The following is a 23,730-nucleotide window of genomic DNA, read 5'->3' on the forward strand; positions in this document are numbered from 1 at the left end:
GGCGTAGTGAATGTCGCGAAACACACTGGTACTAGGAGGTTCACAGAGACATCAGCGGACAGTCGTAGACCGCCGAAAGAACCGGCAGTTTCTGGTTCGAGTCCGACGACACTTCTGACGACAGTCGCGCACATTGACCGCATGACCGACATGTCGATCGATGCCCGATTGGCGCTGACCATCAAGCGTGCCCGTCCCTGGCAGGTGGGGTCAGGGTTCAAGTCCCCTACCTCCAGTCGAACATAGGCAGGCGGAGCCAGCCCGCATCGGCGTCCAGGCCAACCCATCTCAGGGCCACAAGCCGGTTACCTAGGCCGCAGCCGGACCCTCAACCTCGAACAGCAGCAAGCCACTGTTGGTCGCGTCGTCAGCCACGAACAGGACAAGACCATGAGTTCCCGGCTCATGGATGGTTAACGGGATCGAGTACGTCAGGCGACACGTCGAGAACCCGCGCCCGGGCACCGACGGCCAATCGTCAAGGAACTCGTGTGTCTCACTAATGCTCTTGTCCGGCCGCATGATCCCGATCCGAACCGCGGCTGTCGTGTACTCGCCCGGATCCGAGGAGAGCACTAGGACTACCCGAAGATCACCCGAGAAGGGGAACGACGGGAACCGGAACGCATCGCACCCCAAGTCACCCACGTCGAGATTCCCGCGCTCGTTGAAGAAGGCCGAGACTGCCAGCACGAAGGCGTTGACCATCACATCGCCAAGGGTAAACCGTTACCCCGGAATCATTCTCCGAAAGTCGGTACGGCTTCGGCTGACCCCACTGATTCGACGGACGCTCCGGAAACGACACAGGATCATCACGGGGCGACACGGCGTCGGCGGACGCGATCAGATCCAGGAAGATCCATTGCCCACCACTCTCCACCGGCACTTCGATACTCGCGATCCACCAGCCGATGCCAGGCCCGCTGACTCGCAGGCATCTGCCCAGACAACACCAACTGTTCGAATGTGGTTGGCGGCCATCAGCAATAGCAGCACCCCTTGGGCGCGTCGGTAGTACGATCAACCATAGCACCGGTTTGACGTACCAGAATCCTTCCGGTGCAACATCTTTCGAGTTCATCTGCCAGGGGCACCCGATGGTTCGTATGACGAGAAAGTTCGGTCCGGTGCGTGTCACTGCTTCGAAATCCGGGTTCGGCTTCAGTGCCGGTGCTGGCCCCGTCCGACTGACACGCCGTGCTGATGGTCGTGTCCAGCGGACGGTGCGGATACCTGGAACTGGCATCTACGACACCAAGACCATCGGTGCGCGAGCGAAGGGCCGCCCCAGGCAGGCACTCTCACCAGCTGCTCGGACGAGCCCGCCCGCTGCTGTCTCAGCGTCAACCGGCCGCGAGGCTGAGATCGGTGTCGCTTTCTTCGCGTTGATCGTCGGGGGCGGAGCCTGCGGGGCCACGGTAGGCGGACTGATCTGGCTGGCGATACCGCTTTGGCTGGTGACAGCCTTTCTCGTCTACAGCGCGCTGCTGGCGCGATCGGACAGACGAAAAGCCGCAGCGAACCGCGGTGCCGACCATGCCGACATCGGTACGACCCACGATCTACCTGCCCCAATCGCGCCACCAGGCTGGTACCCATCGCCCAATGACCCCGCGCGCCAACAATGGTGGGACGGCCAGGGCTGGACTCAACACGTATCCAGGGCCGAATAACGCTATGAATCCCCGGCATGGCGGGAGACTGCCGACATGTGCAGCCCGCTTGCGAATTATGGGCTAGCGGATCCGGCGAACTTCCAGACATCTGGTGACTTGCCGCCGCACCATGGGCATATGGTGCGGCGGAGTGATCAAATCAATGACCGGCAAGCCGATCTCCTGGAGCGGATCGCCGATGGCGACGATCTGAGCAAGCCGGATGCTGTGTCGCTACGCACGACGGCCCGCGCATTACAGGCTCGTGGCCTGATCGCCATCTCGAAACGCAAGGGCGTGTTCGCGGCCAGTGTCACCGATATCGGCAAGTACTACCTCAAGCATGGCCATCATCCCGAGGCTGAGCCAGGCTGGTACCCGCACAGCGATACGACGATAGCGGAGGAGCTGATCAACCGGCTTCGCCAGAGACCGGATGAGGCTGTGCGGGTTGCGGAACCGGACGAGCAGACGCGAGAGGCTTATCGCCGCGCCGTGTACGCAGCGCGGCGGGGACGGCTCGTACCGGAAGGCCGGATTCTCCGGTATACCGGACGATTCAGCGGCGAGGTTGTTGTGCGTCTATTGGACGTCGACGAAGACGGTGACACCGACTGGTACCGCATCCGGGCGGAGGCACGGAAGGCGAAGGCACAGAATCGGAAGTTCCCCGCACAGGATCTGCGACAGTTGCTGACCGAGAACCCTGCAGCGCTTCAGGTCAGCGACGAACAGCGGGAGCGTGCTGTGCGGTTCCTGCTCGAACTCAATGCTGCGGCAGCCAAGCACGATCAGGAGGTCCGGCTGACCCGCCGTGGCCAGTACGCCAGGCTGGGTTACCGGATCGGCTCCGTGCAATGGGACTTGACTCTCACTGAGGAGTACGTCAACTCTTACGGCCGTCCAGCAGACCCCTGGGAAATCAGATCTTCGTACAACCGCGCCAAACCCACGGGGAAGCTGCAGCTGAAGATCGGCTCACCCCACAGCAGCAGCACCGCCAACACCTGGCTGGACGAGAAACGTTCACCTCTGGAACGGCGAATCCGCCAGATCGTCACCGAGGTCAAGGCCAGCATCGCCGCTGCCGAACGCCGAGCCGAGGAAGCTCACCGAAAGCACTTGGCGGAGATGGCGGAACTGGATCGGAAGCGAGCAGAGGAGCGAGGGCAGTGGGAATCGGCAATGGGTGCCGCGCGGCCGAAGGCGGCGGCAATGCTGCAGCGTCGAACACTGGTCGCGGCGTTGCGCGCCTGGCGTGACGCACAGGACCTGCGCGAAATCTGCAGCGTCCTTGACGACACTGCCAGCGCCGCGGACCGTCAGGGCGACACCCGATTGGCAGAGAACCTGCGTAACTGGGGCGCGGGAGGACGTGAGCTGGCGGATCGGCTCGATCCCACAATGGGGCCGGAGTCGCTGGGGCACGTAACTTTCGACATCGAGCCCGGTGGTGACGACTTGCGCCCCTACCTTGGTGGGTGGAGCCCGGACGGTCCGCACCAGGACTACTACCAGAAAACCGTTGAGCAGCTGAAGTTGACCAAGCCTTGGCCCTCCGATTGGGAACTCGGAAAACTTCCCTGATCGTGACCGCGTTGCTGTGTATGGGCACGTCGATCAGCCCGGCGACGATATTGTCGAGCCTCCACATCTTTGCCAGAATCAGTTCGCCCGCAGGCCCGTATCGTGACGAGAGACCGTAGTTGTCATCAAGGTCGGCCGTCGACCACCGCTTCCGGCGCGTGTTACAGGCAACAGTTGTCACCAACTGCAAGTTGTTCTCGTCACCGAGAACGGTGACACGCTCGGTAGCCCGGTCGCGGACACCTATGACCGCCCGTTAGCCGATTTCCGGATGTGCCATCCACCGGACCCTTGTGGGCCGCCACCGGAAGTGCACCAGAGCCGTTATCTGGAGGCCAGGCCCGGGGATTGCTACCTGCCTGAGACCGGTGTAAGTGTGCGGCGTTTCGAGAGCAGCGCAACATCTTTCGAGCTGACGTGGTGTTGGAGGTGCGCGAGGACGGCTTGCTGTGTCTCCGGAGTCCAGAAGATCTGGAGGCGTTCACGTGCCCTCGTGACGGCGGTGTAGAAGATGCTGTGTGAGATGTCCTCTTCGTTGGCGTCGGTGATAACGATCTTGACTGAGTCGTATTCGAGGCCCTGTGCCTTGTGGATTGACACGGCGTAGGCGACCTGAAATGGCACATTCGTGTTTAGGGAGTCGTCGTCTTCGTCGCTGGTATCTCGCTCATAAACGTCGAAGCGCACGGTCGAGTCCCCTAGCCACTCGAGTTCTTCCTCCCCATCGACGTCGAACTCGCTGATCGTTCGATCGAGTTCGACGTCGAACTGCACCCGGTCGTCGAAGCGCTCGATGCCGACGATCTTCCCCTTCAGGTTGTTGTAGATGACGCGTCCGAAACGCTCTGTCTCGTTGAAGAGGATGGGGTCGCCCACCTTGAATGTCGTGGCACCCCACGTGGCGGCTTCGCCGAGATTGCTGCTCTGGAGGAAGCGGTTGATGTTGTTGATTCCGTAGAGCCCGTCGTAGTTCAGGCAGAGGATGATCTCGTCCTCGCGCTGCGCCTCGAACAGCGAGTCGTTGAGCCTCGTCGAGTACCCGTTACGGGCGATGACCTCCGTGATGTCGTCATCGACGTCTCGCACTTTATTCCAGAAGTCGAGGAGCGCCTGGTTCTTGGTGCGAAACGGCGTGGTCAGTTCGAACACAGACTCGCGCGGGATGAAGTTGCGGATGACATTGAACCAGTTGCCGAACTGGATCGACTCGATCTGATAGACGTCCCCAACGAGCACGAGCAGCTTGAACGATGTCTTGTCCAAGACCTTGATGAGGTCGGTGTTGCTGACCGTGCTGCACTCGTCGATGACCAACACGTCGTACTCGGGTTCGGAAGTATTTCGGTAGATCTGACTCGCGATCGTTCGGAACGTCGAATCCTGGACGGTGACGCGACGCTTGAGATTGTCGACTGCCGGGTTCGTGTGCGCGAGGAACAGCTTGCGCTTGTCGTTGAAGTAGTTGGCGATGTGGTTGACCATCGTCGACTTGCCCGTGCCGGCTGCCCCGTAGATCAGGGCGACGCGAGACTGGCTGAATAGGTCTTTCAGCGCGTCCCCCTTGGCGTCGTCATCGATCCCCCGAGGCGTTTCATCTAGCCATCGCTGCACGGCAGCCGCGTATCCATCGATGCCAGATGACGCGAACTCCTTGAGCTTCTCGATGATCGTGACGGTGTCGTCCTCGTACCCACGCATGAAGACGTGCCCCATATCCTGTTCGAGGCCCCGCGAGGCTCGGTGCTTGTAGTACAGCGCCCCGTTGTAGGTCACGATCAGCTGGTCCACATCGCCGAGATCCTCGAGGTCCGCCACCGGGGTGTACAGCACTCCTTGGTTCTCGACGTTGTTCTTCACACGGCGAGCCAACAACTCATGCGTCCGCTCCGTTGCATCGAGGCTCTCGACCAGGTCCCAGAACCGCGGGTTGTGCCCGCGAAGGGACGTACAGAACGGCATCGTGTCGAACGGGATACACCCGTAGTCCAGGTTTAGATTAGACAGGAGGCCACAGGTATCCCAGCTGTGCTGCAGCTTGAGGAACTGGTTGTGCATCGCCAGCATCACATAGCGGATAACGCTATGCCCCGGCGCATTACCCCGCACGATCCGACGAGCCTGATCCAGCGTCGGGAAGATCTGCGGCTTGGTCACCTTCGCCGTCCCGGCCGCCCGTACCTCCGCATACCGCGCATCTGGCATCTCCATGAGATCGAGGAGGCTCCCCGAGCTGGCGGTCAGCCCCTGCATGACGTAGCGGTACTCCGAGGTGCCAGTGTGCACGGTGGTGGAGAGTCCGAAGAGGCGTGCGAAGTTGTCGAACTCGCAAGGACGTATAGACACTTCCCAGTCGCGGATGATCGTGATCGGCATCGTCTTTCCAAGCACATCGATCGAGTCGCCATGTAGCGAAAGCAATGCGGCGTACTTGTCCGTCATCGCGATATCCGTGAAACCGATGATGCGATCGAACTTGCTCACCTTGTTGACTGCCCGATAAAAGGTGACCTCGTAGTAGATCCGGCCGCCAACAAAGAACGGCCGCGTCTTGTGGACGTAGTAGCGCCGCCCGCCACCACCCCGCAGCGGCGTCAGACGGAGCGCGTCAATCCGCGAGGCGATCTTCTCGTGGTACTCCCGTAGCGACGGGTCGAGGTCGATCGGAAACGACTCCAGGTTGGCAAGCGCCTCGATGCCACACACGTCACGAAGTAAGGTGCGCACGCGAAGGAGATACTCGTAGTACTTCAGCATCAGACGCTCGGATGCGTCGCCGTCCACGGTGTAGTGCGAGGCGCTGATCTGAACGAACTTGTGGAAGCGGTGCAGGAAGTTGATCTGCCTGTTGCCCGATCCGACGTGCACTAGAGCAGGCTTCGTCGCCTCGTAAGTGAACTCGATCGCGCCGTCACCACATTGGAGACGAACCGCGATCGCCTCGATCAGATTACGCACCTGCGACAAGAGGTTCTGCGACATGAGGGCACGGTTGTCTCCAAGCATGGCGATGTTGTCGCAGATGGCCTGATCTACGTTGCGGATCTGGGCATCAACCGTAGTCACTCGGGCACCCTTCATCGGAAGCGTCTATCGAAATGATTGCTCGCGCCGGAACCTAGGCCAGACCAACGCCTGTGTCGCCTAAGCGGTTGAGACATCATCAGATGAACATAAGTTGCTCGGTCCGGGTTGACGAACCCGAAAACATAACAGTGGGTACCGTTCTCGGCCACAGCCACCAACGACGTCTACGGGAACTCGTGCACCAGCGCGCGAGATGAAATGACCGCATGTCCGCTCCCCATCCCGAGCATGGCTGTCGAGCACCTCCCGAAGTCCCACGATCACAGGCACAATCACCTCACCCGCTCCCCGAAGACCCCGCCGCCGATCCTCGCACGGTTCGGCCATCCGGCGGTTCCGTCAGATGCACCGAACGCGCGCTCATGCCGCCAGGCGGGCGCTCGCGACGGTGACAGTGACCGCCTGCGGTGACAACTACAACCTGTCGTACGCGTATCAATGCTGGATGACGAACGGTGACAGGGAGTGTCGGTGGTTGTCGCTATCGTCGGTACGGTGAGTTGGTATGGCGCGGGACGATTTCTGAGACCCGGTGACAGTCCGCCTGGTGAGTCGGTTATTGAAGGCGATATCTTCGCGATCCTGAACTTTGTGCTCGGCAACGGCGTTCGCCACTACAGAGTGGCCGGACGCTACGAACTACGAGCCGACATGATGTTTCTGGTGGGCGCTCGCGAACACCCGCTCGTCATCGAATACGACGGCGGGTACTGGCATCAAGACCGCGAGGACACCGACCTCAGAAAGATCTGCGAAACTCTGGACCTTCGTGGCTTGCACGACATCATTCGCCTTCGCGTGCACCCACTGCGGCGCCTGCGACCTGCCGATATCAGCATCCCGCGGCGAGCCGATGCCATCACGTGCTCCCGCCTGGTGCTACTTCACATCGCGCATCGCCCCGAACCCTACGAGCTCGACGACGACACCTTGGACAGAATCCACGAGTTCCTCGCGTTCAGCGCCACCGAGCTCCCCGACGACGACATCCATTGTGACTTCTGTCTGGAACTGAACTTCGTTCTGCAAGAACGTCGTTCAACGACCGGTGGGAGGGTGCATCGCCTACACAATCCAGGCGGCATCTCCTTCAGGAAGTTGGCGGCCGAGCTCGCACAACGCAGCGAACAGTACGAGGGTGTGTGGTGTCCGGATAACCGCGAATGGGAGCAAGCAGAAGCTGCTGCCCATCAACGCCACGGTTTCAGAGGCTGGTTGCAACGACAGCGAGCGGTCGCGCAACACGTGGCGCAGTCCAGCGAGGTGGGCTCAACTATGCCTCTGCTTACGAAATATGAAACCGGTTGGATAGAAGCCAGCTGAACCGATGCGGACTGTGAGCCACGAATCGACAAGCAGGAGATCTGATGCCAGCAGATCCTCATGAATCGCGCATCCGGGAGTTCCTCGCGCACCGACTCGACATCCTGGAACCTGGCCTCCAGCTTGTCGATCAGGAGTACCGGCTGCCGAACTCCAACGGGACTGCCAGCAGGATCACCGCGACTAGCACGAGACGTGGGTAGTGATCGAGCTAACACGGGCGAACAGGTCAGCCCAGAGACAGCACAAGAGCTTACGAAGTAATGCCGAACTGCTGCGTCGCGAGAAAGGACTACCGCAGTATCGGGTTCGAGCGATGGCCGTCGCGCTGAAAGTCGCAATGGCGGAACTTTTGGCTCCCCTCAACAACCTTGTTTGAAAGTGCGACCACGATCTATGCGGCGTTGAAGCGCGTGACCAGCGGCGGCGCCGCCCGACGTCTCAGCACCGGCGTCTCTGCTTGGTCTTGACGTAGACGACCGGCATCTCCCACGACTCAAGCGGCCGATCGATCATCTCCTGATAGTGATATGGGTGCTCGTCCCCGGTCCGACCCAAGCAGCACACAATCTGCCCTTCTGGCAAACGGCGACGGCTGACCGGATCGTAGAACGGGCCGAGGGGCAACTGACGGGTCAAGTGAATCAGCACCTCATGTATACAGCCGCAATCCAGTTGGACGTGCCAGCGGCGGAACTCCTCTGGTGCAGGAACCAGAACCACCACAACACCTCCGGGCAATGCTCTCGCCACTGCGCCCGGTGGTCCACATACTCCTGTAAGGCTTCAGCGGCAGGCCGCGGGTTTGCCGGGAAGCTTTCGCTCGATCGCCTCCGTGGGGATTCGTCGCGAATCCGCTCAGGTAGCTCCAGGGCCGTTGACGGACGGCGTATGGCTCCTATCCGACTACCAGCCAGCCTGACTGGCGGGGACATCGTGCTGGTGGCTCGGATGCTGTCAACGGAGCCATCTCGCTCGCGCTGGCCGGCGCAGTGCGGTCTGGCAGAGACATACCGCCCACCGCCGGACCCAGCTGTGGCGACGTCTGCTGCGGGGATACCGCGTGGATGATGGGGGTGCGCGGAACGGCGGCGGCCAGGACTGGGACCGATGGTGGGTCCGCCCTTACATCCTGAACGGCGGGCGTGGCGGCGCGAGCGGTCCTCGTGACTGTGTGCATGGCCTTCCACCTCCATATCTGCCCTGTGACAATTGCTACCCGACGACAATTGGAGAGTTGGCCGACACCATCGCGCATGAGCACTACGGCCGCGAGCGCGGGACGCTCAGCCAGGAGGGACACCGAACGGCGAGCGCGTCCAGGGGAAGAGGGTACGCCGCGCACGGCAGACAACAAGCGTGGAACCTCAGCGATACGGGCCCCAGACACGCTGCTGGTAGTGATTTGCCACCAGGATTTCGGCCTAGCCGAATGACAACTCGCGAAGCCGCGGAGCTTGGCATGGTCACGTCAATGGGATCATTCCTCGCCTATCAAACGCGCCGCTGGCAGGAGAACCGACCACGAGAGGAACGAGCATCCGTCCCGAAACAGCCCCCATCGTGGACCGACTACTCACCCCATCCGAGATCTGCCGCCGCGCTCCGCGCGTCGGCAGCGTACCGCTCCGCCTTCGATTCCTCGTCAACTGCCTCCCAGCACGTGCCCCTGTGCGGCGTCGCCAGGGCTGCGGCATGCCTCTCGGCCGGTCGTGGCCGCCGACGCCCTTTCCGGTGAGCAACTGTCCGAGCGGCGCAGCGTTCCAATCAGCTTCGAGTCAAGCAACTCGACGGCTTTGCCCCCTAGTGGCTCGCTCGTGTCGTGCCGTTGTGTGGGTGGTCGCGCAGGACTTGGCAGTAGGATCCGCAGTTGTGAACGCAGACCGCATCGATAGTGAGGATCGCCCGAATCAACGTACGTTTGTCGAATACTTCGCGGGGATCGGACTGATCCACGAAGCTATCGGCCAATTTGGATGGACGTGCGCCATGGCGAATGACAACGATCCTCGGAAGACTCAAGCGTATCGTCGCAATTTTCCTGATGTGAATTTTGACGAACGCGACATAAAAGAAGTCCCCGTCGGAGACATTCCAGATGCGGAACTTGCAACGGCGTCTTTCCCGTGCATTGACCTAAGTCAGGCTGGAGGCCGGAAAGGAATTCATGCAGAACACAGCGGAATTGTCTGGTCATTCCTTGAGCATATTGAATCACTTGTAAAGCAAGGACGCCCGCCCAAATTTCTTCTGCTTGAAAACGTTGCAGGACTTCTAACCCTGCACGATGGCTCAAGTATCGATATTTTGCTTCATGAGATAGCACGATTGGGTTATGCGTTTGACCTCGTCCAGGTAGACGCGCGCCACTTCACGCCTCAAACGCGGAATCGTGTATTCATCATTGCTACGCGAGACCTGAGTTTGGCACAGGGCGAGGAGATGCCCGACGTATATATTCGACGGTACAAGGTTCGGCAGGTATTTGAGAGGAATCGGCAGCTTCCCTGGATGTTCTTCGACTTTCCCGCGCTACCCTCTCGAAGCATCACTTTGGACGATATTCTTATTGATTTGCCTGACGACGATCCCCGCTGGTGGAACGAACAGCGACTGCTTTACTTCTGGGACCATCTGGAGAAGGATCATAGGGTCCGCCTAAATGATCTCGTTAGCCGGAAGGTTGATACGCAGTTCACGGCAGTTCGCAGAGGGCGTCGGCGTGGGCTAAGGGAGCAGATATTCAACCTTCGGAATGACGGTTTGGCGAGTTGCCTCAGAACTCCAAAAGGTGGCTCCTCCATTCAATTTGTGGTTCGCGTCAAAAGTGGGAAGGTGCAGGTCCGCCGTATCCTTGGCATAGAAAGCGGCCGGTTGCAGGGGGTTGGAATTCCCGGTCTATCGCCTAATTTTTCTTTTCCTGAATCAGAGCAAGAAGCGCTGTACGGGTTCGGCGACGCGGTCTGCGTACCGGCCGTTCGTTGGGTATTTCAACATAGCATTGAGGCGTACCTCGCAGGTGAATCGATTAGGGGCGGTACGCAACTTGCGATGGATTTGAAGGTTGCAGTATAAATGATTGAGTTTCCGGACTCGTCCGATTCTTCTGCGCATGGAAAGATTCTGGATCTAAAACGATTGATGGATCGGAGTCTTACGAATACGCAATATATTGATGGGCTGTGCGCGAGCCGCCTCTTCGGAGTTGCACTCCGTGCGTACAAGGAAGCTGTATCCAGTGGAACCATAGAGGACTCTACGCTGCGGAATCGGAGTTCTACCGGCGAGCTCTTTGGTCTGACACTGGCGGCAATATTCGATCTTGTTTCTAACGCAGAATACCTGCACGGCCGCATAGTAAACTCGAAATGGATCTATTGCCATAGGCATAATGAAGGTATTCACGCATACTATTCCTTTCTGAAGCAATGTCCTAAGTGCTGCCTCGATCGAGGACTCGAGAAGCGACTCAGCGGGGCTCAGCATAAACCAACAAGTCATCACATCGGCGAAATCACTACTGTGATCACAGCCTTAGTTCTCGAACTGATTGCGACTGCAAATGATGAGCCTCTTGCGGTGGCAACAATTACCAAACAAAACCATGACGTTGATGCGATAGGATTTCGTGAGAATCTGCTAGTTCTCTTCGAAATAAAGGCATCGCCAATGGTGACCTACCCATTGGTGATCAATCTCGATGCCCCCTTGCTCACAGATTCGTCCGGAGAACTTGGCGAATATCCTCAACATTCTCTTGTAGATATGATGACGGACATTCATGAGGTTTCTTTGGCGATCCCTCATAGAAGCTGGCATATCCCTCTAGGTAAAGTTGGAAAAGGAAAGTGGCCATATGAGAGCCTAACCGAATTCATGAGCCATCCCGGAAACTTCATCGAATATCTGTCGGCCTGGGTAGAGCTGTATGACGCGTACTGCGTGCCAAAGACACGGAGGAATTCAAAGCAGATGGCGCTTTCCTACCTGGTTAACGGATGGGGCGATGAGATTGATTCCAACAAGACCAAGCCCGGTCTTGGCCGGACAGATGACATTAAGAAGGGGACCTATCAGCTTTTGAAATTCGGTTCCTATTATCGCGATGATTCGTCACGACTGAAAGTGCGCGGAGCCCTGGTTGCCAATCTGGACCCCGTCTTTCTTCGGCAGGGATATGTTGATCAGCTGGCCGATGTTCGGTGGGGTCGCGGAAGTGATTTCGTGCAAGATGGCGATGATTTTCGCATCAAGTCAGAGAGCCTGAGGTTTCTCTACGACGGGATAGTAGCCTTCAACAAGCCGCTAGTAAATGATCCACAGCTTTCGTCAATCTTCGACTTTGTCAGTGTTTCTAAGGCGTTACAAGCGGGTCGCCTTGACTCTCTTCTCGATGTTTGGTGCACCGAGGGGCCGGACGCAGCTGTCGAGGAGGTAGATAAGGGTACGCTCTTCTGATAGTTAAAGCGTACGTGCAACGAATGAGTGTAGGTCAAGGCTGTACTTTAGGCGGGGACCCACTGGGCGTGGACATTTATCCAGTGGGTCACCAGCCCTCGAGGGTTCATAATTTCAATATTTCGAAGCTGAGCTCGGGTGACGATTTCGTACTGCTGCAGCAATTTTCTCCGCTGCTTCTGATACGTCATCATGTTCCCACACTGTTATAAGCAACCATCCGGCGTCGGCAAGGGCTTGCTCGACAGCAATATCACGTATTCGATTTCTTTCGAGCTTTGATCGCCAAAATTCGACATTTCCAGCTGGTGCTCGGTAGTGCTGCGGACAACCGTGCCAGAAACAGCCCTGAACTTCAACAGCTACTTTGCTAGGCCCGAATACAATATCGATTCTTCTGCTGATGCTCTCAGTGGGCCTGGCTGCAACGCGATACCGCAAACCTTTATTCCACAGAATTCGACGTAGCGCAAGTTCGGGACGTGTATCTCGACTGCGATTAGAACGCATCGACCGGCGAACGGCTGGAGTCGATGCCCATGAGCTAAGCTCCATGATGCCAGCTTATACGCCTATGCGTGCCGTGGTGAGTGGCATCGAGCGTGCGCGCCACATCGGACAGCAGGCGGAATGAATCTCTCACCCGGATGACCAGCCCTGCCCTGCGCTGCAGCACATTGGCCGACTAGATTACTGCTCACGAACAATCGGGCCGCGGAACCAACAGTACGGCAACTGGTTTCCGGGATAGTTGAGGTAGAGGTCGTAGTTCGTCCGCGTTCCGGCTGAGATAGCGTCGATGCGACTCGGTTCGATGAGATACTCGACGGCGAACTCGCTGACGGTGGTGGCGTTCCAAGTTGTCAGAAGTTCGTCGTCGATGTCGAAGAAGTCGATCCAGGATGTTGTCCCATTTGGCAGTCGATCGACGGTTTCGAAACGTTGGATGAAGGCGGCACCGCGACTGAGCACAAGTGTGCAGCGGTTAGGGCGGTATCCCAGGTAGTCGGGCATCGGTGGGCTTTCCTATCCGAGGAGGAACCAGGGCCACCAGTGGTTGGTGCCGCAGTTGGCTGCGCTGATGAACGGGGGTGGGGCTCCGTAGCCGGGGCCATTGCCTCCGCCGTCGATGCCACGGCTCCAGTAGTAAGGATGGCCGGGCTGAGTTCCCCACGGTTGGTTGATGACCCAGCGGGCGACGGTGGCGAGTTTGTAGCCGCTGAGACCGATGTAGTTGGCGAGGAACCCGACGCCGTAGATGTCGCCTTGGTGGGCGTTGATGGTGGGGATGTCGAAGCGGTATTGGGTGGAAGCGGCGTTGAGGACGGTTTTGATGTCGCCGCTGTCCCAGATCAGCGTCAGGTCACCGGTGTTCTGATCGAGGCTGTAGATGGCGACGAAGGCGGAGTTGACGAACGACCATCCGGCCGGGCCGATGATGAGCCCGACTTGCCGGTATTCACGGTCGCGGATGGCGCGGATCATTCCGATTTCGATGGCGCCGGTGGCGGGTTGATAGAACGGTGGCTCGGACAAGACACCGTTGCCGTCGGGTTGGCGGGCGAGCAGCGCGAGGGGGAAGGTGGTGTCGTCGGTGGCGGTGAGGTTGGCCCACAGGGGGATGTCGGTGGGGATTTCGTCGTAGGTGGGTCGTTGTTGGATGGGTTGGCGGACCTCGCGACGGTGGATGTCTTGTGCGCCGGTGAACGCGCCGATAACTCCGGAGCGGATTGCAGCTTTGGCCTCTTCGGGTGATTGGTCTTGAAACCTGCGGAACGCCCCGAGGTTCCAGGAACCCTCGGGAGTCGGCTTGTCCGGAGTGGTCACCGGCCGCGGTCACAGTTCGTTTTCGAGCCATGCCGGAATCGCCGGGGTATCCGGTGGTTCCACGCCGGGCACATGCTGGCGCAGCTGTGAGGTGAGCTCGTCACTGTGGCGCAGCAACTGCCGGATCAACCGCAGCGCATCACGGAAACGCTCACCGTCGCTGCGAGATTGGCGTTCGAGCTCGGTGACCCGGGTACGAAGCTTGCGGACCTCCCCCGCCTGGCGGGCGGTCACGGCACCGATCACGGTGGCGACCGCTACGCCGAGGGCTTGGATGAGGTCTGCGGTGAGCCACGCCATCGGCTACTGCTTGCGGTGACGCCCGGCAGACGGGTCGGTGTCGAGGCGCTCGAGGACGGTCTGGATCTTGTCCTGGATTTCGCCGAGCACGGCGGCGACGGTGTCGATCTTGTCGTGTGCGGACGCGACCGAGTCGACCACCGACTTGCCGTCGAGCTGGGTCCAGCCGGTGGGGTCCAGGTTCGGGCCGGGCTGGCGTCGGGAGTCGGGTCCGGCGAGTTGGTCGACGACCCAGGAGGCGTGCAGGTCGATGCTGGCCAGTAGTTCGCCGACGGTGACTTCGTTGCCGTCTTTGTTGGTGATCATGTCGGTGAGCTGCATGTCGGGTTCCTTCCAGAACAGGTGAGCGAGCTGATCTCGCCCACCACGGATCGCGTTGACGTCGATGAGTTGGCCACCGATAGTGGCGGTGGCCGAGAACTGGAGGATGGCGATGTCTTTGCCGCCCATCGGTTTCCATCCGGGGTGGTCGTCGCCGGGGTAAAGCCGTGTGGCGGTGCCGGGTCCGTTGACGTAGGAGGAGTTCCAGATCGGCACCGGCAATTCGGTGAGGTCGGGTGAGCCCATGTAGTCGCGCCAGTACCAGCGCGGCAGATACACCGGCAGCAGTTGGAAGCCTCGGGCGGTTAGGGCGTCGACGCGGGCGCAGAGGTCTTCGATGCTGGGTGTGCCTTTGAGGTCTTCGTAGTCGATCTGGATCGGCACGTCGGTATCGCCGACATAGGCGAGGGCCGCGTCGGCTTCGACCGTGGGTGCGGTGTCGAGGCGGCAGTAGATGTAGCCGCCCCAGAACTGGAAGTGGGTGGCCATCTGTTCGCGGGCGCGGGGCCACAACGGATCCGGCCAGGTGCCTTCACAGATTTTGTGGGTAGCGAAGCTCATGCCCTCTGCGGCCGCGCGGGCGAAGTCGAATTCGCCTTGGTGGTTACTGATATCGATGCCGAATTCGGTCACTCGGCGTTCCTTTCGATCGGAGTGAAGACATGCGGGATGAACAGCGGCCAATGGATCAAGAACCTCAAGGGCCGAGGCCCTGTCAGGTGTGCTGGTAGCGCGACAGGATCGCCGGGCGGGCTTTGCCGAAGTGGCGTTCGATGGCCAACACCCGGTCGCGTTCGTCGGGGTCGGCGCGGCGCAGGTAGGCCAGGACGGCTTTGACGCTGCGGCGGGTCGGATCGAACAGCGGCGGCGGATCATTCGATGCCGATGCCTCGTCGGATACCGCTGTGGCGACTGGCAGCATCGGTGCGGGCGGCTCGTCAGCGACGGTGCCGGTCAACCCGAGCGCGACCGCCAGTTGCTGACGCTGGCGCAGCGGCAGTTCGGCCACGAACTGGCGGATGTCGAAAACGTCTTCGGGGTCGGGGTCATCGATATCGGCCCAAGTGCCGGGTGAGGCCAGCCAGTGCGGGTCACCGGCGCGTGGTGGCCGGTATTTGATGACGGGATTTTCGACGGGGCGTGCGCCGCAGTCCCATAGTCGGCGTGAGACCTGCCGGAGGTGCTGTACGGGCAGCAGCAGCGGCGCGCCTTTCACTCCGGGGAGTCCGACGAGCATCCAGAGGAAGGCTTCTTCGGGGTCGGTGGGGTCGCAGTTGTCGCGGGTAGGGAACTGTCCGTCGGTAGACACCGGTACATCACCCGACCTCAGTTCGCTGCGGAGGTGTGACCCCTTGGACAGGGCGTGTCGATCCCGGCGCCACTGCGCCGTGACTTGTTCGGCACCGCGAGATCTGGGCGCCAACCGGGCTCACTCTGCCGCGGATTTCCCGTAATGCCGACAATCAGACATCTGCGACACGGCATGGGGCTAGAGGGAAATCTGTTGCTACGGCCGGCTAATGGTCACGGCAGTCTTGTCAAGCGCCGCACATATTTTGGCGCTGGTGAGCTGATAGTTGGAAGGCGTCGGTTTAGCTTAGCTAACTATCTAGCCTATTTCCCACCGCACATCGAGTCGGGTCAATTTGCGCACGATATTCGATAGCGCATCCCGCTCGCTAGCATCTCGAAGGGCGCTGAGAGGCAAGTGTTGCGAGCTCAATGGACCGATGGAAGCCAGTGCATCATCGAATGCCGAGGAGGAGGCGATCGATATGAGCAAATCAGTGGCCTCGTCCTTATCAACAAACTCTACAGGCCAGAGATATTCATCGTTACCAACTCTCAGTACCGGCTTGAACCACCAAGCGCCATCTATCCCTGGGGTTGCTATGCGTATTCCATCAAGCTCAAAGAAGTTCAGTGCGAAATGGGATAACCGGTGCGGTTTCTCGCGCCTCTCTTTTATGAGCCGATCGGCGCAGGAAAATACCATATTAGATATGATATCGATACCGACCGTGCTATTCCGGACAACCTCTCTGGGGGTCCGTCCGGTTGACAGCTGAACATCGACGGTGCCAAGTCGTAGCCCTGTCATGCTGACCAAACGGCGATGAAGATCTGTCACCAACTCGGACGTCGGATGACTTCTCTCCAGCTCATGTAATTCCATGGCCAGCGCTTGGGCCGCACGCATGAACCGCATCGGAGGATACAATTCATCAAACCCAACAGACTTCACGCCAGCCGTCAAGCCTGGCACTGGCGGATTGAGTGCGAAATCGATCATCGCTAGAAGGAGAGCAGGATCGACTGGGCGCCCTATTACGATCTCCGCAAATCGGTCCGGAAACCCATACTCGCCCTCAAGGGTTAGGCGCAGCATCTTCAAATGGCCGACGAGGTCCGTACCGAGCTTGTCTGGAAATCCGGCAGATCGCCAAATTGACCCCAGGCTCATGAGGTACAGCTCATCGAAAACACTCGCGCATTCCAGCAAGAGGCGAGTGCTCAGGTGCACTCCATCCAAGGCTGGCAACCTTGTCTTACCGGTTACCGTCGGGTCACTATGCACATAGTCAAGCATTCCGGTGCCGGAAGCTGCAACCCAGGCAAGCCAGACGGCTCGATCTAGAAACTGAGCGGGCGCTAGCTCTGAATGAGACACAGAGCTTGGGTCCAACAAGAACTCATACGCACATCGGAGAGCTCGCCAGTCGTCGCCGAGCTCAGCTAGAGAAGGGTCAGTCATGCCGCGCAAGTTGTTGGACTGTCCCGACAGCAGATGCGCTCCGTCAGACCGCATCTTGTTACCCAGACGGACGGTCGTGGAGTCGAAGTTGCTGCACATATGAGCGGCTAAGTGGTCCCGCGCACGCCGGAGGTGAGTAAGTAGGATTCCGAATGTCGACCCATGGACACGGGTCCAGTGTCCGATTTCGTGGACATATCGGTTATTGAAACCTAACCAAGCGCTCAGCAGGTTGTTTGGATTGTCAGGGGTGGCATTCATAAAAAGAAGATGGCTACGCAAGTCGTACGCGGCACCACCATGAGATCTCAGCCGTGGCATCGTCTAGTTCTGTTCTGGCTCCTCGTTGTCCGTCTCCGAAGGGCCCTGGACATCACCCCGATCACGTGCACGATTGATGACGAGGCGTATGGCCTCCGAGATGGCAGTCGTCACCGCACCAGACGTGATAGTGATGGCCATCTCCGCAAGAACACCATGCCTGAGAGCGCTGCGCTCGCGCGAGACCTCTTTGACTGTTACACGGCAGACATCGCGAAGCACTGGGTCTTCGCCGAGCTCCCACTCCGCTACGCGAAGGTTCGCAAACTCACCCCGAAAGCTCATTGTGGTCATCGGATTCCTCCCCGAAACGGCTCAGCGTTGACTCGGTGTGAGATTACAACGTACACCCCGCAGGGGGACGAAATTGCTGGACCGAGGATGTGGCGTTGATCGCATCACTGATGGCTGAAATCCGCTGGGAGAGAAGGCTTTTTCTAGTCCACGTCACGCTGCAGACGTCGCGGCGGGCATCTGGAGCCAGTCCGTGCCGAGACCCGGCTTGCCAGCAATGTTCAAGAGGCCGCGTACGGCGCTGTTCGGACCGCTGCACGACAGCCAGCTGGCGTCCGCTAATCGCAGCCCGTCCGCACGCAGTCCTACCCAGATAACGGCAGCAGCGGCGGGGTGTCCGCTCATGGCTGCATACCGCTCATTGGTCAGTCGCGGCTTGGGGCATGGAGGAGTTGTTCGCGGTTGGATCAGATTGACGACCGGTTAGCGCACAGTGCTCGTGGCAATGTGGATGACGCTGTCAGGCAAGTACTCCGAGCTCGTGGACGCCGGAGACGAGGTCGGAGACCATGTCGAGGGTGCGTTGGCCGCGGTCGCGGTTGCTGGTGGGGTCGCCGATGATGGGTTTCCATTCGGGGAATTGGTCGCGGTCCCAGGCGAGGGTAAGTTCGCGGACGCGGTCGATGCGGATGGTGTAGGTGTCGTCGCCGGGTGCGGTGGCGCCGATGCGGTCGCCGAGGAACCAGTGCCCGGTCTCGCCGATGACGTAGGGTGCGCCGTCGCGGACGGTGATCTCGTGGGAGAACCAGGACCTGGTGTCGTGGAAGCCCTTGCGCAGGGCCATCATCGCGGCGATCGTGTAAGCGCGACCGGGTGAGTCGGCCATGTACTCGAAGAACCGCGACCAGCCCGAGTTATGTTCTCGTGCAGCGGATTTCACTGCATGCCAGGCGAGCAGCGTTCCCTGGTAGAGGGGGCGGAGCATGGCGTCGGTGGCTCCGCCGACTGGCGGGAGGCCGATGATTGCCCCGACGAGGTCGCCGGCCATCTGGATCCCGGCTGAGAGGGTTTCGTCGGCGGGTTCGGGTTGTGGGTGCCCCACCCCAACCGTGGGGTGGGGCACCCACAACCCCCGGCATCGAGGACCCTCCGGTCACGACTTGCACTGCGGTGGACGCGGTCTCGGTGAACTTGGAGGTTTCGATGCCGGTGTCGGGTCCGTCGAAGTACACCGCGAACGGTGTGGTGACGTGGGTGCGGCGCTCTCCGGGGATCAGGTAGTCGGCGGGGGTGACCGGGTCGGTGATGGGTTCTTCGATGCTGTCGATGAAGTCTTCGCTGAACCGGGCGACTGTGCGGACCAGGCCGTCGAAGGGGTTGCCTCCGTTGCTGGTGTCGCTGTAGTAGCCGGAGGTGTTGACGATGTCGATGACGAGGACCCCGTGGCGCAGCTGTGGTGCGTCGGGCCAGGGTGGTGGGTCGCCTTCGAGCCAGCGGCGGCAGCGTACCGAGAGTTCGGCGTCTTCGAGGATGTCGCGGGCCATGTCGTGCCAGTACTTGAACCGTGAATGCGGTGTCGCCCAGAGGGTTCCGGCGGCGAGGTCTTCGGCGAAGCTGGTCGGTGCGACGACCACCGACCACTGCGACATGTCCAGCCCGACCGCACCCAGCCAGGAGGCCGGATCTAGGGGATCGTCGGGCAGCTGCCAGCCGTGCTGCTGCACCTGTTCACGCAGAACGTTCAAAAACAGCGGCAGTTTCAATGCCCACCGTGCTGGACCGGGGACCGGGCCGAAGGATCTGGGGATCTGGACTGAGGCGTCGAAGAAGGGGTTTGCCCAGATCAGGTAGTGCTTGAGGTGCTGAAAATCGTGGACGAACCGCAGCGTGAGGACTTGGGTGCCGTCGGCGCGGCGTTCGATGGAGTGGTCGTGTAGGCGTCCGGACCAGCGGGCACCGGTCTTGTCGCAGGTGATGTGGATGTTGCGGCCTTCACCGGCCTCGACGCGGGCGCGGGTGCGCCACACCCATTTCGCGAGGGGGTCATCGAGGGGGATCTCTACGAGGGCGGTGCCTGTGTCGTTGTCGATCCAGGTGAACTCGGCGTGGTATTCCGAGCACACGACCCCGGCCAGCCGCCAGTGCCCGTCCCACAGCCGCACCAGTGGCAGCGTTTGGCGTTCGAGGTCGTCGGCGCGTTCGGCGGCGAGGGTGGCTTCCCAGATGGCCTCGCACTGCTCCGCGAGCGACATGTTGTCGAGGTCGGCGCTCACCGCAGCCCCCACGCCCGGCTCCACAACCGTGGCTGGCGCAGCTCAGCGCGCGCGCCACTGGCTGGGGCGTCTTCGACGCTGATCGGCAGCAGCGTGGGTGGTGTGCGTGGCGGGATGCGGTGCATGAAGTGCAGCCCGCCGAGGCGGCCGACGAGGTTGGTGCCGTTGAGGTCTCGCACGTACAGCTTTGCTGGGTCCAGGTCGATGCGGGCACCGCCTTCCCGATTGCCGAGCATCGGCAGGGTGATCATGCGGTTGGCGTAGGGCCCGGCGGGTGCGCGCCGGTACTTCTTGCCTCGCCAGGACACGTCCGGGACTCGCCAGCGCCCGCGGGTGAGCACCCATTTCTGCGCCATCTCGACATCGGTGGGGTTGCAGACCTCGATGAACCCTTCGCTCGTCCCTTCTCCGGTTTCCCAGGAGGTGACCTTGGTGGGTTCTTCCCACATCGGTTGCGCGGCGGTAACGGCCATCGGCACCACCGATTTCCGTAGTAGGTGCGGGTCACGTTCGGATTCGAACTCGATGCTCTTGTCCAGGGCCAGCCATAGCCAGCGGGTGGAGCGGTCGGTGCTGATCTGCAGTTTGGTGAGCGTGGCGTCGGGGTCCCAGGCGTCGAGTTCGTAGTCCCAGGCGTTGCGCCACGCCGAATCGCGTTGCTCCCATTCCTCGGGGTCGTCCCCGTGGATGTTGACCGCAAAGGTGATGTCGCGTTTCAAGTACCGTTTGCCCTGGTAGGTTGCGCCGCGCTGGTAGACCGACGACTTGTAGCTGGTGGTGACCGGGGCGTCGTTAATGCCTTTCGGGCTGGTCGCCAGGGTGATGACGTCGCGGTCGGCGTCGGGGCCGTTGATGATCCAGTGCGAGTCGTCGACCCCGAAGACCTCGACCATTACTGAATCCGGGTGCACCACAACCGATGTCACCTCCTGGCCGTGTGCTGCAGCGCGCGCAGGTCCGCGATCTGCAGGGCGCGCCGGTAGCCTTCGTCCACGTCGCGGGTCTGGACGGTGATGTGGGTGGAGTTGTCGATGTTCGATACCGGTGCCGCGGGTGGAGTGAGGGTCGGTGCTGGTGGCGGTGCGACCTGGTTCATCAGCGACTGGTAGTCGGCGGCCCCCGCGGTGCGGGCGGCCTTGGTGGCCTCGAACACCTCGTAAGCACGCTGGTAGTCCTCCAGCGCCCGGACCCGATCGGAATTCAGCAGGTTCGGAGCGCCGATCACCGACAGCGCGTCATCGACCTGGCTGTCGAGGAAGGTTTTGCCTGCGCTGGTGAATGCGACGGATGCTTTCTGTCCCAGCGATTCCCACGTATCCAGACCCAGGCCCTTGCGGGCTGGGTCAGCCAATCCCGGCTGTTGTTGGCCCGGCACGGGGAGAGCGAGGGAATCGATCAGCTCACGCAACCAGCGCCATTCCTCGTTGGTCAGGACCGCTTCGGGCTTGCCTGAGGTGTTCCAGCCGAGCGTGTCGGGTTCCCAGATGCCGCCGGTGTCGTAGCCGTGGCCGTGGCCCCACATCTGCGAGAGGTCCATGCCGTAGCGGGATTTGTAGTACCGCAGGGCGGCGACCATGTTCGCGAACGGGTCGCGCCGGTCGTTGGGAAGCGTTGGGTCTCGGTGTGCGGCAAAGGTTCCCGGAATGATCTGCAACAACCCGACGCCTGCGGATTCGCCGGTGCCGTTGATGTCGATGATCTGCTGGGCGATATCTGGGTTGCCACCGGATTCGGACTGGATTTGGGAGAGCATGATGTCGACTTGGCCGGGATCGAAGCCCTCCCGTTTGAGCGCTTCGATCGCCACCGCTGGACACTTTCTCCAGGCGGCAGCGCGGCTATCGGTTCACCGGTCCCGGCGCGCAAGCTGGCGGACTGCCCGGCGATGACCTGGGCGGCGGAGTTGGTGACTTGCTGGATCACTGCACGCGGTAGCTGCCCGATCCCGCCACCGAAGTCGGGGACGGCATCGGCCAGGGCCTGCACCGGGGTGAAGAATAGCTCCGCGATCTTGTCGCGTAATCCGCTGGTGACCGAGGCGAACCGGTCGCCTACCCAGTCGGCGACCGACCCGAACAGGCTGCCGCCGTCGCGGAAGTGCGGCAGCTGCCCGGCGAGTGCGGAGCGGCGTAGTCGCAGCATCGCGGCGTGTCCGCCGACCGCGTCGACTTCGGCGCCGGTCCAGACGTGCTCGTCACGAGACAGCAAGGCGGGCACCGAATCCGAGGTCCGCGATCCCGGCCCGGTAACTCTGCCCTCGGTCGTGGCCGGTCCACCGGTGGCACGCTTGGTGACCTGGATGAGTGGTACGTCTGCGGTCCATTCCGACAGTACTGGGATGACCGTGCGGATGGCGTTCCAGGCGTTGCGGAAGCCGCCGTTCACGACGTGCTCGATGACGAAGTTGATGGGTGTGGCCATCTTCTCCCGCAGCCCGTCCCAGGTATCCCCGATACCAGTGACGATTTCCGACACCCGGGTGCGCAGGGAATCCAGGGAGTCACCGAAACCGGTGAGACTCGATGTGCCGCCCGACAGTGCGCCGGGGAGGTGGTCGGCGAGCCATTCGTGGATCTTGTCGAATGCCTCGGGCACCTGGCTGAGTTTCTCGAGCAGGGTGAACAGTGCGCCCTGGAAGATGTTGATGCCGCTGATGTCTCGGATCAGATCCAAGAACTCATACAGTTTCTCGGCGGCACGTCCGATCCAGACTGCGAGGCTGGCGAGGTTGGTGACGGTGGTGCGGACGTCTTCCCAGAAATCCTTCATCGCTTGGCGGCCCTCGGGTGAGTTCAGCCAGGTCGAGAACCGGTCGAGGTTGCGCACCAGGGAATCGATCATCGACTCCCCCGACGGCTCGGCCGTGGTGATCAACCCGGCAAGGGCTTTACCGATCGATTTCGCCAGCTCCCAAATACGCCCAAGGGCATCCAGGGAATCCTTGAGGAAGTCCCGGAATTTCTGCTGCCCGTCGCTACTTTCGGCCCACGCACGGAAGCTCGCCATACTGTCGGCGAAGCCCTTGCTCGCATCCGGTAGGAATTCCGAACCGACTCCAGCCAGCGACAACAGCCCCTGCACGAGGTCGTTGACCCCGTCGATCAGCGGGCCGATCGCGGCCTCGGCGTTGACGAAGATCTTCTCGAGCTTGTCCCCCGTCGCCGGAGTGGACAGGTCATCGAGGACACGACGCAGGCCAGCGTTGATCACGGTCGCGATCCCCGCCAGACCGTCACGGACACGGCCTAGTTGAGTATCAGCGAGGTGGACGATCGAGTCTCCGAGCCCGTCGAATAGTGGCTGTTGTACCGCCATCCGGAACCCGGTCCACGCTGTGCCGAGTCCGCGGATCTTGGTGACGAAATCCTGGGCGGACGGGGACAGCTTCGCCATCGCCCGCTCGAACGCTTCTGTAGCAGACGATATTTGCGAGGTAGCCTCCGCGACGGCGGTCCGGGCGTCGGCGAGTTGGGTTTCGGCGTCGGTGAGGCGTTCGCGGGCGGTGACGACTTCGTCGCTGCCCTCGATGCCTTTGGCTTGGGCGTCGGCGAGTTGTTCGTCGATGTCCGCGCGCCGCGCTCGTGTCTCG

The 23,730-nt window shown here is 60.9% G+C and carries 19 protein-coding genes and 1 pseudogene; 5 read left to right on the top strand and 15 right to left on the bottom strand.

Annotation, left to right across the window (positions count from 1 at the left end):
- Positions 1–309: 309 nt before the first annotated feature.
- Entirely contained in the window at positions 310–711 is a 402-nt protein-coding gene (locus tag ACWEO2_RS17575) for a hypothetical protein (RefSeq protein ID WP_452406253.1), read from the bottom strand.
- Between the two features lie 398 nt (positions 712–1,109).
- On the opposite strand from ACWEO2_RS17575, the gene ACWEO2_RS17580 reads away from it, so the two are divergent.
- Together ACWEO2_RS17580 and ACWEO2_RS17585 are read left to right on the top strand one after the other, a co-directional pair.
- Entirely contained in the window at positions 1,110–1,676 is a 567-nt protein-coding gene (locus tag ACWEO2_RS17580; protein ID WP_452406434.1) for a DUF4236 domain-containing protein, read from the top strand.
- A gap of 120 nt (positions 1,677–1,796) precedes the next feature.
- On the top strand, positions 1,797–3,245 hold the full coding sequence (locus ACWEO2_RS17585) for a hypothetical protein (protein ID WP_452406254.1): 1,449 nt from the start codon (positions 1,797–1,799) through the stop codon (positions 3,243–3,245).
- Positions 3,246–3,596: 351 nt separating this feature from the next.
- Here the strand turns inward: ACWEO2_RS17585 and ACWEO2_RS17590 are convergent, their stop codons facing one another.
- Positions 3,597–6,308, bottom strand: coding sequence for an ATP-dependent DNA helicase (locus ACWEO2_RS17590; RefSeq protein ID WP_452406255.1), 2,712 nt, complete (start codon positions 6,306–6,308; stop codon positions 3,597–3,599).
- Positions 6,309–6,800: 492 nt separating this feature from the next.
- Between ACWEO2_RS17590 and ACWEO2_RS17595 the strand changes: the two genes are divergently transcribed.
- The 3 genes from ACWEO2_RS17595 (at position 6,801) to ACWEO2_RS17605 (ending at position 12,110) form a co-directional block, all read left to right on the top strand.
- Positions 6,801–7,652 (top strand): hypothetical protein, encoded by an 852-nt coding sequence (locus tag ACWEO2_RS17595; protein WP_452406256.1) that lies wholly within the window; start codon positions 6,801–6,803, stop codon positions 7,650–7,652.
- Between the two features lie 1,872 nt (positions 7,653–9,524).
- A complete protein-coding gene (locus tag ACWEO2_RS17600) occupies positions 9,525–10,727 on the top strand; it encodes a DNA cytosine methyltransferase (RefSeq protein WP_452406257.1) in 1,203 nt (400 codons plus the stop codon).
- Entirely contained in the window at positions 10,728–12,110 is a 1,383-nt protein-coding gene (locus tag ACWEO2_RS17605) for a hypothetical protein (protein WP_452406258.1), read from the top strand. It begins immediately after the preceding gene.
- Between the two features lie 114 nt (positions 12,111–12,224).
- Here ACWEO2_RS17605 and ACWEO2_RS17610 read toward each other — a convergent pair whose 3' ends face one another.
- The 13 genes and pseudogenes from ACWEO2_RS17610 to ACWEO2_RS17670 form a co-directional block, all read right to left on the bottom strand.
- Positions 12,225–12,665, bottom strand: a complete 441-nt coding sequence (locus ACWEO2_RS17610; protein WP_452406259.1) for a very short patch repair endonuclease — start codon at positions 12,663–12,665, stop codon at positions 12,225–12,227.
- A 135-nt stretch (positions 12,666–12,800) separates the two neighbouring features.
- A complete protein-coding gene (locus ACWEO2_RS17615) occupies positions 12,801–13,124 on the bottom strand; it encodes an LtfC-like domain-containing protein (RefSeq protein WP_452406260.1) in 324 nt (107 codons plus the stop codon).
- Positions 13,125–13,136: 12 nt separating this feature from the next.
- The gene (locus tag ACWEO2_RS17620) at positions 13,137–13,937 is read right to left on the bottom strand and encodes a hypothetical protein (RefSeq protein ID WP_452406261.1); all 801 of its coding nucleotides are present in this window, start codon (positions 13,935–13,937) and stop codon (positions 13,137–13,139) included.
- 9 nt (positions 13,938–13,946) lie between these two features.
- Positions 13,947–14,237 carry a hypothetical protein gene (locus tag ACWEO2_RS17625; RefSeq protein ID WP_452406262.1) on the bottom strand — a complete coding sequence of 97 codons (291 nt, stop codon included), beginning with the start codon at positions 14,235–14,237 and terminating at the stop codon, positions 13,947–13,949.
- A 3-nt stretch (positions 14,238–14,240) separates the two neighbouring features.
- Positions 14,241–15,191, bottom strand: a complete 951-nt coding sequence (locus tag ACWEO2_RS17630) for a glycoside hydrolase family 25 protein (RefSeq protein ID WP_452406263.1) — start codon at positions 15,189–15,191, stop codon at positions 14,241–14,243.
- Between the two features lie 82 nt (positions 15,192–15,273).
- The gene (locus ACWEO2_RS17635; protein ID WP_452406264.1) at positions 15,274–15,867 is read right to left on the bottom strand and encodes a phage gene 29 protein family protein; all 594 of its coding nucleotides are present in this window, start codon (positions 15,865–15,867) and stop codon (positions 15,274–15,276) included.
- Between the two features lie 300 nt (positions 15,868–16,167).
- Complete coding sequence (locus ACWEO2_RS17640; RefSeq protein WP_452406265.1) at positions 16,168–17,091, bottom strand: hypothetical protein; 924 nt, start codon at positions 17,089–17,091, stop codon at positions 16,168–16,170.
- A 546-nt stretch (positions 17,092–17,637) separates the two neighbouring features.
- A complete protein-coding gene (locus ACWEO2_RS17645) occupies positions 17,638–17,928 on the bottom strand; it encodes a hypothetical protein (protein WP_452406266.1) in 291 nt (96 codons plus the stop codon).
- Between the two features lie 460 nt (positions 17,929–18,388).
- Positions 18,389–18,892 carry a Gp37-like protein gene (locus ACWEO2_RS17650; RefSeq protein WP_452406435.1) on the bottom strand — a complete coding sequence of 168 codons (504 nt, stop codon included), beginning with the start codon at positions 18,890–18,892 and terminating at the stop codon, positions 18,389–18,391.
- Complete coding sequence (locus ACWEO2_RS17655) at positions 18,783–20,153, bottom strand: Gp37-like protein (protein ID WP_452406267.1); 1,371 nt, start codon at positions 20,151–20,153, stop codon at positions 18,783–18,785. The genes ACWEO2_RS17650 and ACWEO2_RS17655 overlap by 110 nt, the downstream gene beginning before the upstream one ends.
- A complete protein-coding gene (locus ACWEO2_RS17660; RefSeq protein WP_452406268.1) occupies positions 20,138–21,067 on the bottom strand; it encodes a hypothetical protein in 930 nt (309 codons plus the stop codon). The genes ACWEO2_RS17655 and ACWEO2_RS17660 overlap by 16 nt, the downstream gene beginning before the upstream one ends.
- Positions 21,064–21,678 carry a hypothetical protein gene (locus ACWEO2_RS17665; RefSeq protein WP_452406444.1) on the bottom strand — a complete coding sequence of 205 codons (615 nt, stop codon included), beginning with the start codon at positions 21,676–21,678 and terminating at the stop codon, positions 21,064–21,066. Before ACWEO2_RS17665 ends, ACWEO2_RS17660 begins: the two co-directional genes overlap by 4 nt.
- Positions 21,679–21,690: 12 nt before the next feature.
- Positions 21,691–21,894, bottom strand: a pseudogene (locus ACWEO2_RS17670) (transglycosylase SLT domain-containing protein); the annotation flags it as partial.
- Between the last annotated feature and the right edge of the window lie 1,836 nt (positions 21,895–23,730).

This window comes from Nocardia sp. NPDC004278 (assembly GCF_053602975.1).

Coding starts and splice junctions, on each gene's coding strand:
- ACWEO2_RS17580 (WP_452406434.1), top strand. CDS start 1,110: ATGACGAGAAAGTTCGGTCCGGTGCGTGTCACTGCTTCGAAATCCGGG.
- ACWEO2_RS17585 (WP_452406254.1), top strand. CDS start 1,797: ATGGTGCGGCGGAGTGATCAAATCAATGACCGGCAAGCCGATCTCCTG.
- ACWEO2_RS17605 (WP_452406258.1), top strand. CDS start 10,728: ATGATTGAGTTTCCGGACTCGTCCGATTCTTCTGCGCATGGAAAGATT.
- ACWEO2_RS17610 (WP_452406259.1), bottom strand. CDS start 12,665: ATGGAGCTTAGCTCATGGGCATCGACTCCAGCCGTTCGCCGGTCGATG.
- ACWEO2_RS17615 (WP_452406260.1), bottom strand. CDS start 13,124: ATGCCCGACTACCTGGGATACCGCCCTAACCGCTGCACACTTGTGCTC.
- ACWEO2_RS17625 (WP_452406262.1), bottom strand. CDS start 14,237: ATGGCGTGGCTCACCGCAGACCTCATCCAAGCCCTCGGCGTAGCGGTC.
- ACWEO2_RS17645 (WP_452406266.1), bottom strand. CDS start 17,928: ATGACCACAATGAGCTTTCGGGGTGAGTTTGCGAACCTTCGCGTAGCG.
- ACWEO2_RS17665 (WP_452406444.1), bottom strand. CDS start 21,678: ATGGACCTCTCGCAGATGTGGGGCCACGGCCACGGCTACGACACCGGC.